We start from the raw sequence: 9,185 nt of genomic DNA on the forward strand, positions 1-9,185 counted from the left end.
CGGTCAGCGGGCCGCGCATCTTACAGCAATGTTTCAGACCGTCAACACCTGTCGAAACCGCCGCTTCTGCGCGTCCCCGCCGTGCGATGCATCTGCTCAGCGGGGCCGCGCATTATGCATACATGAATACGCATTGGGAAGAGGATCACGAAAAGAAACCGCTGCGTTCGTATTGACGAGCGCAGGAGGCTTCCGCGATGTTCGAAGGCATTGTCCAACCGTAGGGATCAGCGCCATGTCGACGCTACGTACAGCCATCGTTTGCCTGAGCCTGCTCGTTTCGGGCTGCGCGTCCGATGCCGGCGAGTCCTGGGTGGAACTGGCGGGCCACCGCTATACGGTGGAAGTGGCCGCCAACGATGAATCCAGGGCGCGCGGGCTGATGTTCCGCGACGAGATGGCCGCCGACCGGGGCATGGTGTTCGTGCACGACCGCGAACAGCCTCTGGCCTACTGGATGAAGAACACGCGGATCCCGCTCGACATCCTCTATTTCGACGGCCGCGGGCGGCTGGTGTCGCAACGCCGGGAGGTGCCGCCGTGCTCGGGCGGCGATGCCTGCCCGCCTTATCCGAGCGCGGCGCCGGCGAAATACGTACTCGAACTCAATGCCGGCCAGGCGGCGCAGCTGAACCTGCACGACGGCATCGAGCTGAAGTTCGGGCCGGGGATCGAATGAGGCCGGGCGGCGCGGTCACGCCAGGCTGGGCAGGCCCCGCGACGCAGGGGAACCTGGGGTTCGGGCGCGGCGGCCCGGCTGCAATATCGATGAAGCGCTGATGCCGGCGCCAACCGGCCATGCGCGGGATAGCCCGCGCAGCGGTGCCTCAGACTTCCATCATCTCGAAATCGTCCTTGGTCACCCCGCAATCCGGGCAGGTCCAGGTGTCCGGCACGTCGGCCCAGCGCGTTCCCGGGGCCAGGCCCTCTTCCGGCAGCCCCTGGGCTTCGTCGTAAATGAAGCCGCACACGACGCACATCCAGGTGCGGTAGGCGGTGGTCGCGGCGATCTCGGACATGGGCGGATAATGCGGGGATTGCGGGACGCGCATTGTCACACCCCGCCCTCCCCGACGGAAGCCGAAGTATGAATTCTCCTTGGCCGCGCCGCGGTCTGTACGCGATCACGCCCGACGAGGCCGACACCGGCCGCTTGTCGGCACGGGTCGAGACCGTGCTCGCGGCCGGTGCCCAGTGGCTGCAGTACCGCAACAAATCGGCCGACGCGGGCCTGCGCCGGCAACAGGCCGAGGCCTTGTTGGCGGTATGTCGGCGCCATCGCGTGCCGCTGATCGTCAACGACGATTGGCGCCTGGCCGCCGAGATCGGCGCCGACGGCGCGCATCTGGGCGAAGACGACGGCGAACTCGACGCAGCCCGAAGGGCGCTCGGCGCCGAGGCGATCCTCGGCGCGTCCTGTTACGACCGGATCGAACTCGCCCGCAGCGCTGCGGCCCATGGCGCCAGTTATGTCGCTTTCGGCGCCTTCTTCCCCTCGCCGACCAAACCGCAGGCGCGGCGGGCGTTGCCGCAGTTGTTGACGCAAGCGGCGGTGCTGAATCTGCCGCGGGTGGCGATCGGCGGCATCACCCCGGACAATGCGCGCTCGCTCGTCGATGCCGGCGCCGACCTGCTGGCGGTCATCAGCGGCGTGTTCGATGCCCCCGACCCGGCCGCCGCGGTGCGCGCCTACCTTTCCTGTTTCGAAGAAGCCCCCCATGAATAACATCCGCTCCCACGAGCTGTTCACCCGCGCGTCCGAACTGCTGCCCGGCGGCGTCAATTCGCCGGTCCGCGCCTTCAAGTCGGTCGGCGGCGAGCCGTTCTTCGCCGAACGCGCGCAAGGCGCCCACCTCTACGACGTCGACGGCAACCGCTACATCGACTATGTCGGCTCCTGGGGCCCGATGATCGCCGGCCATGCGCACCCGCAGGTATTGGCCGCGGTCGCCGAGACCATGCGCCACGGCCTCAGCTTCGGCGTGCCGAACGCGCTCGAGGTGACGATGGCCGAGGCGATCACCCGCATCGTGCCGAGTTGCGAAATGGTGCGCATGGTGAATTCGGGCACCGAAGCGACGCTGTCGGCGATCCGGGTGGCGCGCGGCGCGACCGGCCGCAGCCGCATCGTCAAGTTCGAAGGTTGTTACCACGGCCACGGCGACAGCTTCCTGGTCAAGGCCGGCAGCGGCGCCCTCACCCTGGGTCTGCCGAATTCGCCGGGCGTGCCGTCGGCGCTCGCCGACCTGACCCTGACCCTGCCCTATAACGACTTCGACGCCGCGACCGCCCTGTTCGACGAAGTCGGCGACGAGATCGCCGGCCTGATCATCGAGCCGATCGTCGGCAACGCCAACTGCATCCTGCCGCTCGACGGCTATCTGCAGCATCTGCGCGAGCTGTGCACGAAGCACGGCGCGCTGCTGATCTTCGACGAAGTCATGACCGGCTTCCGCGTCGCTCTCGGCGGTGCGCAGCAGCGTTACGGCATCGTTCCGGACCTGAGCACCTTCGGCAAGATCATCGGCGGCGGCATGCCGGTCGGCGCCTATGGCGGCCGCCGCGACCTCATGAGCCAGGTCGCGCCGAGCGGCCCGATCTATCAGGCCGGTACGCTCAGCGGCAATCCGGTCGCAATGGCCGCGGGCCTGGCGACCTTGGAACTGATCCAGGCTCCGGGCTTCCACGACGCGCTGGAGCGCAGCACCCATCGGCTTTGCGATGGCCTGGAAGACGCGGCGAAGGCCGCCGGCATCGCCTTCCACACCACCCGCGCGCCGGGCATGTTCGGGCTGTATTTTCGCGAAGGCCCGGTGCAAAGCTTCGCCGATGCGCTGGGCTCGGACACCCAGCGCTTCAATCGTTTCTTCCACGGCATGCTCGAACGCGGCGTGTATCTGGCGCCGTCGGCGTTCGAGGCCGGCTTCGTGTCGAGCGCGCACCGCGAGGCGGAAATCGCCGAGACCGTCGAAGCGGCGCGGGCGACGTTCGCTACGCTGTAAGGCCTCCGCTCCCGGGCTGAGGCAAGAGCAAATCCCCCCTGCCCCCTTTTTCAAAGGGGGAACGGCACGGGATGTGGGCGAGTTGCGATTAGCGGCATACGCCGCCGCGAACGCGCAAACAAAAGGCCGGCGAATTCGCCGGCCTTTTGTCTTGTCCGAAACAGTCAGAAGGTGAGCGTGGCGCTCAGGCCGATGTTGCGGCGGGCGCCGAACCAACAGTCGCCTCGGCCCATGCAGATGCTGAAATAGCGCTTGTCGGTCAGATTGTTGACGTTGAGCGCCCAGCGCCAGGCGCCGGTATCGAACGACACCATCGCATCGGCCAGGGTCACCGAGGGCGTGCTCGGCGCGGGCGGGCTGTCGAAGGCGCTCATGTAACGCAGACCCAGGCCCGCGGCGAACCCGTCGCGGCCGCCGATGCTGAAACGCTGCTTGCCCCAGATCGCCGCCTGGTGTCGTGGCGTGGCTTCGAGCTGTTTGTCGTTGTCGAGATAGTTGTAGTGCGCGGTGATGTCGAAGCTCGAGGTCAGCTTGCCGGTGAGTTCGAGCTCGAAACCGCTGACCTTGGTCTTGCCGGCCTGCACATTGGTGTTGTGGTTGGCCGGATCGGGCACCAGGCGGTTTTCTTCGCGCAGTTCGTAAGTCGCGGCGGTGACACTCAAATCGCGCCCCGCCGGCTCGAACTTGAGGCCGGCTTCGATCTGCTCGCCCTTCTGCGGCATGTAACGCGCCCCGGTGAGGGCGTTGCTGCCGGCCACCGGGGTGAAGGACTCGCTGTAGCTCAGGTACGGCGACCAGCCGGCCCAATCGTGGAACATCACGCCCAGGCGCTTGGTGGTGGCGTTGGAGATCTCGTCGGCGGCACCGACCAGCCCGCTCTTGGCGCGATCGTGGCGCAAGCCGGCGACGACGATCCAATGCTCGCCGATGCGCATCTGGTCCTGCAGATACGCGCCGACCTGGCGCTGGCTGCTGTTGACCGCCGGGCCGAACGGCGGCGGCGTGTACGGCGTGTAGACCGGGCTGTAGATATCGATCGGCGGCACCGTGCCGCCGCGCGAGGGCGAGCCGTCGAACAACTGCGCTTCCTCCTGCTTGAACCGCACCGCATCCAGGCCGAGCAACATCTGATGGTCGATCGCGCCGGTCTTGAAGCGGCCCTCGACATGCTGGTCGAGGTTCTGCATCCGCACCTTGTTGAGGGCGAACCAGCCCTCGCGATTGATGACGCGTTGCTCGGCATCGATGAAGGGATTCAGCGGCGCGCTGAAGGGGTCGCCGTACAGGCTGGCGTAGTCGACCTTGTTGCGCGCGGCGCGGAACGACTGGCGCACGGTCCAGTTGTCGTTGAAACGATGCTCGAACAGCCAGCCCGCGCTGGTGCGGTCGGTGTCGTAATGGTCGCCGGGATTGCCGATGAAGCGGTTGGCCGGTACCCGTCCGTTCGGGTTCGGCGCCAACAGGCCGCTCCAGCCGAAGAACTGCGCGGTCGAACCGGTGCGGTCCTGCTGCCAGCGCAATTGCAGGGTCAGCGAGGTGTCTTCGCTAGGCTTCCAGGTCAGCGAGGGGGCGATCAGGCGGCGGTCGTCGTCGACCTGGTCGACCTGGGTTTCGCTGTCGCGGTAAACGCCGACGATGCGATACAGCCAGGTGCCGTCGGCGGTCAGCGGCCCGGTGAAATCGGCGTTGACCTGGCGGCGCTCGAAGCTGCCCAGTTGCACGCCGATTTCGCGCTGCGCCTGCGCCTGTGGGCGCTTGCTGACCAGATTGATCACGCCGGCGGTGCTGCCTTGACCGAACAGCATCGAGGACGGGCCGCGCAGCACTTCGATGCGCTCGAGCATGTAGGGATCGGTGCGCGCGGAACTGGTGTAGTAGTTGAAGTTGCTGCGCAGGCCGTCGAGATATTCCTGCGGCGAGCTGCCGCGGATCAAGGTCCAGTCGCCGCGCGAGTCCAGGCCGTACGCGTCCGAGCGCACGCCGGCGGCGTAGTTCAAGGCGTCCTGCACGTTCAAGGCGCCCTGGTCGGTCATGCGCTCGCGGGTGACCACGGTGATCGCCTGCGGGGTTTCCGCAATCGGCGTGTCGGTCTTGGTCGCGGTGCTGGCGTTGCCGGCCTTGTAGCCGATGGACGCGCCTTGGACGACGATATGGTCGAGCGTCGTGGCCTGGTCGGCGGCATCGACGGCGACATCGGGGCCTTCGGCCAAGGCCGGAAAGCTCAGGCAAAAACCAATGGCCAGGGCGAGGGGCACCGGGACGTGACGGCTGCGGGTCATGCGGGGAACTCCGGGGTCTAAAGCAAACGAGAATTATTATCGTTTAGTGAAGAACCGTAAAGGCCCGCACCGGCCGGGACTGCCTGCGAAGGCGATTCCGGCGCGGTTTTCGATGGGTAATCGTCAGAGATGGCGCGCGATGCGCTCGGCCAATCGGTCCAGCACCGCGCGATCCGCGGGGGCCGGCAAACCGTCGCGATACAGGTGCACGCCGTCATGCTCGCGACGCGGCTGCACATGCAGATGCACACGCGGGACTTCCTGGCCGCCGGCCTCGCCGTTGGATTGCCACAGATTGAGCCCGGCCGGCCGATCCTCGGCGGCCAAGACCTTGGCGATGCGCACCGCGACCGCCATCAGATGGCCGGCGGTGGCCTCGTCGAGCGCATAAATATCCTCGATGTGCCGGCGCGGCACGACCAGGACGTGGCCTTCGACCGCCTGGCGCAGGTCCATGAAGGCCACCGCGACTTCGTCCTCATAGACCCGGCTCGCCGGCGCGTGGCCGGCGAGGATGGCGCAGAAGATGCAGTCGCTCATCGCACCCAAAGTCAGCGCCCAAAGCGAGTAATCGAATCAGCGCCCGAGGAACTGCAACAGCGCGGCGCGCAGGCGCGCGAGCCCGTCGGCAATGTCTTGGTCGCCGATGTTCAGCGCGGGCACGAAGCGCAGCACGTCCGGCCCCGCCTGCAGCACCAGCAGGCCGTGTTCGATGCAGCGGTCGAGGATCTCGCCGGCCTTGCCGGCGTGTTCGGGGCGCAGTTGCGCGCCGATCATCAGGCCGCGCCCGCGCACTTCAGAGAACAGGCCGAGTTCGCCGTCGAGCGCGGCGAGGCCGGCTCGGATCGCCTGCGCCTGGCGTTCGACGTTGGCCATCAACTCCGGCGAGTTCAACTCGCGCAGCGCCGCGCCCGCGACCGCCGCGGCCAGCGGATTGCCGCCGAAGGTGGTGCCGTGGGCGCCGAACTGCATCGACTGCGCCGCCTTCGGGCCGACCAGCATGGCGCCGATCGGGAATCCGCTGCCGAGCGCCTTGGCCAGGGTCACCACATCCGGCACGACCTCGTAGCCGTGGCAGGCGAACAGGCGCCCGCTACGGCCCATGCCGCATTGGATTTCGTCGAGGATCAACAGGGCCTGGTGGCGGTCGCACAAGGCGCGCAAACCGCTGAGGAATTCCTGCGTGGCCGGCGTCACCCCGCCCTCCCCCTGGACCGGCTCGACCAATACCGCGCAGACGTCGCCCGCGGCCATCGCGGCTTCGGCCGCCCCCAGATCGTTGAAATCGCTGTAGCGGAAACCCGGCGGCAGCGGCTCGAAACCTTCGTGGTACTTCGGCTGCGCGGTCGCGGTGACCGCGGCCAGGGTGCGGCCGTGGAAGCTGCCGCGGAAACTCAAGATCACCCGGCGCTCGGGCTCGCGGCCCTGCGCGGTCGCCCACTTGCGCGCCAGCTTGATCGCCGCCTCGTTGGCTTCGGCGCCGGAATTGCACAGGAACACGCGCTCGGCGAAACCGGCCGCGGACACCAGTTGCTCGGCCAGGCGCAACGGCGGCTCGCTGATGAACACGTTGCTGGTATGCCAGAGCTTGCCGGCCTGCTCGGTCAGCGCCTGGATCAGCGCCGGATGCGCATGACCGAGCGCGTTGACCGCAATGCCGGCGCCGAAGTCCACGTACTCGCGGCCGTCCAGGTCCCACACGCGCGAGCCTTTGCCATGATCGAGCACGATCCGGCGCGGACGGTAGACGGGCAGGTAATAGCGCTCGGAGAGGGCGTAGAGCGAGGCGGTGTCCATGCGGGCGGCGGTCGCGTTCGAGGGAGAAGAACCCCATTGTCGCGCATCGTGCCGGCGGGTGCAGCGGCGGGGGCAGGATTTCCCGGGCGCGCTCGGCGGCTGCGCGCCGGGCGGATCGAACCACCGACGGACTGGCGCCGGTCACGGCGGGCCTTCGCCGCCGCGGTGGCGAAGACGCCGATCGCGACACCGCAACACGCCGGCGGCACTTCCCTCCCGCGCGGTTCGCGCCGACCCTGACCGACGCGTCGGCGCTGCGATGGCGCGTCGCCGGACATTCCATGCTCTTCTTCGATGAGGAAACGTCATGAGTTCACGCCGTAACCGCACCGTCCGCCTGCTTCCCGCCGTGCTCGCCGTGGTCCTGGCCCAGGCCGGCGCCACGCCGCCGAAGATCGCGATCACCGAGACCGCCGCCTTCGATGCCGCCTCGGTGCCCGCCTTCACCGGCGACTACGCCGACGTCTATGCGCATCTGGAAAAACAGCGCGCGGCCGACCTCGCCCAGTTGCAGCGCTGGGTCAAGCAGCCCTCGATCAGCGCCCAGGACAAGGGCATCGACGCGATGGCCGAACTGCTGCGCGGCGACCTGCAGGCACTCGGCTTCCGCGATACCGCGCTGGTGCCGACCTCCGGCCACCCCGGTGTCTACGGCTATTACGACGCCGGCGCCGAACACACTCTGGTGGTCTACATGATGTACGACGTGCAGCCGATCGAACCCACCGGCTGGAAGGTCGAGGCCTTCGACGGCGCGCTCGTCGACGACCCCAAGCTCGGCAAGGTGCTGATGGCGCGCGGCGCGACCAACCAGAAAGGCCCGCAGCGCGCCTTCCTCAACGCACTCGACGCGGTGATCCAGGTGCGCGGCAAACCGCCGGTCAACCTGATCGTGCTGGCCGAAGGCGAAGAAGAACTGGGCTCGCCGCATTACCCCGAAGTCGTCGCCAAGTACGAGGCGCAGTTGCGCAAGGCCAATGGCGTGTTCTTCCCGATGAACACCCAGGACCGCGACGGCGAAGCCTCGATGTTCCTCGGCGTGAAAGGCATCCTGTACCTGGAGCTGGAAGCCAAGGGCAACGCCAAGACCGGCGGCCCGCAGAAGAGCGAGGTGCACGGCTCGCTCGCGGCCAAGCTCGACTCGCCGAGCTGGCGCCTGGTGCAGGCCCTGGCGACGTTGACCACGCCCGACGGCGAGATCGCCGTGCCCGGCTATCGCGACGCGATCCGCGCGCCGAACGTCGAAGAGCAGCGTTTGTTCAACGGCCTGGTGGCCAAGCGCGCCGGCGACACCCAGAAACAACTCGACGCCTTCGCCGCCGCGCGCTGGAAAAACGGCCGCAACGACCGCGACGCCAGCGCCGCGGAACTCTTCGACACCACCCTCAACATCGACGGCCTGGTCGCGGGCTACACGGGCGAAGGCGTCAAGACCATCCTGCCGCACCGCGCCGTGGCCAAGGTCGATTCGCGCCTGGTGCCCGACCAGACCCCCGACGAAGCCGTCGCCCTGATCCGCAAGCAGCTCGACGCCAAGGGCTTCGACGACATCGAAATCCGCAAGCTGTCGGGCTACCCGCCGGCGCAGACCTCGGTCGAAGCCCCGCTGACGCGCGCCGCGATCGGCACCTACCGCAAACACGGCTTCACCCCGCCGGTCGCCCCGCGCATCGGCGGCAGCGCCCCCTACTACGTCTTCACCCAAACCCTGGGCCTGCCGATGATCGCCGGCGGCCTGGGTCATGGCAGCGGCGCCCATGCGCCGAACGAATACATGGTGATCGAACCCTTGAAGGGCTCGAAGATCGCCGGCCTGGTGCAGACCGAGCAGTTCTATGTCGACCTGTTGTATTCGCTGGCGGAGGCGTTGAAGCAACCTAAGTGATTGTTGTGGCTTCGATGGGGTAGCGGCCAGCAATTTGCGATTGCGATTGCGATTGCGATTGCGATTGCGATTGCGATTGCGATTGCGGTAAATATTTGGGGCTGTCCTAGATAAGAGTTATAGCCCCACCCAGTCCCGCAGCGTATTGAGCTGCTGACGGGGTGTCCCATAGTTGAAACGGAACTCGCACTCTTTCAGGAACAAGAAGAAATTCTTGCGCGG

Annotated in this window: 8 protein-coding genes and 1 pseudogene; 4 read left to right on the forward strand and 5 right to left on the reverse strand. The window is 67.4% G+C overall.

The annotated features are described in order from the left end of the window. Window positions 1–235 precede the first annotated feature (235 nt). Window positions 236–679, forward strand: a complete 444-nt coding sequence (locus ACTOWK_RS23305) for a DUF192 domain-containing protein (RefSeq protein WP_441332459.1) — start codon at window positions 236–238, stop codon at window positions 677–679. 148 nt (window positions 680–827) lie between these two features. Here the strand turns inward: ACTOWK_RS23305 and ACTOWK_RS23310 are convergent, their stop codons facing one another. Beyond that, window positions 828–1,019 carry a rubredoxin gene (locus ACTOWK_RS23310; protein WP_031374068.1) on the reverse strand — a complete coding sequence of 64 codons (192 nt, stop codon included), beginning with the start codon at window positions 1,017–1,019 and terminating at the stop codon, window positions 828–830. Window positions 1,020–1,087: 68 nt separating this feature from the next. Between ACTOWK_RS23310 and thiE the strand changes: the two genes are divergently transcribed. Both thiE and hemL read left to right on the forward strand, forming a co-directional pair. Continuing rightward, window positions 1,088–1,726 (forward strand): thiamine phosphate synthase, encoded by a 639-nt coding sequence (thiE, locus tag ACTOWK_RS23315; RefSeq protein ID WP_441332460.1) that lies wholly within the window; start codon window positions 1,088–1,090, stop codon window positions 1,724–1,726. Then, complete coding sequence (hemL, locus tag ACTOWK_RS23320) at window positions 1,719–3,002, forward strand: glutamate-1-semialdehyde 2,1-aminomutase (protein WP_441332461.1); 1,284 nt, start codon at window positions 1,719–1,721, stop codon at window positions 3,000–3,002. Before thiE ends, hemL begins: the two co-directional genes overlap by 8 nt. A gap of 164 nt (window positions 3,003–3,166) precedes the next feature. On the opposite strand, the gene ACTOWK_RS23325 is transcribed toward hemL, so the two are convergent. From ACTOWK_RS23325 to ACTOWK_RS23335, 3 genes are all read right to left on the reverse strand, one after another. Beyond that, window positions 3,167–5,281: a TonB-dependent siderophore receptor gene (locus ACTOWK_RS23325; protein WP_441332462.1), complete on the reverse strand. Its 2,115-nt coding sequence runs from the start codon at window positions 5,279–5,281 to the stop codon at window positions 3,167–3,169. A gap of 123 nt (window positions 5,282–5,404) precedes the next feature. Further along, on the reverse strand, window positions 5,405–5,821 hold the full coding sequence (locus tag ACTOWK_RS23330) for an HIT family protein (protein WP_441332463.1): 417 nt from the start codon (window positions 5,819–5,821) through the stop codon (window positions 5,405–5,407). Window positions 5,822–5,857: 36 nt separating this feature from the next. After that, window positions 5,858–7,078, reverse strand: coding sequence for an acetylornithine/succinyldiaminopimelate transaminase (locus ACTOWK_RS23335; protein WP_441332464.1), 1,221 nt, complete (start codon window positions 7,076–7,078; stop codon window positions 5,858–5,860). A gap of 307 nt (window positions 7,079–7,385) precedes the next feature. Here ACTOWK_RS23335 and ACTOWK_RS23340 point away from each other — a divergent pair, with 307 nt between their 5' ends. Further along, window positions 7,386–8,963 carry a M20/M25/M40 family metallo-hydrolase gene (locus tag ACTOWK_RS23340; RefSeq protein ID WP_441332465.1) on the forward strand — a complete coding sequence of 526 codons (1,578 nt, stop codon included), beginning with the start codon at window positions 7,386–7,388 and terminating at the stop codon, window positions 8,961–8,963. Window positions 8,964–9,080: 117 nt separating this feature from the next. Here the strand turns inward: ACTOWK_RS23340 and ACTOWK_RS23345 are convergent. Continuing rightward, a pseudogene (locus tag ACTOWK_RS23345) lies at window positions 9,081–9,185 on the reverse strand (IS1595 family transposase); the annotation flags it as partial.

It is taken from the genome of Lysobacter sp. CA196, from assembly GCF_052078695.1.
Lineage (GTDB): Bacteria > Pseudomonadota > Gammaproteobacteria > Xanthomonadales > Xanthomonadaceae > Lysobacter.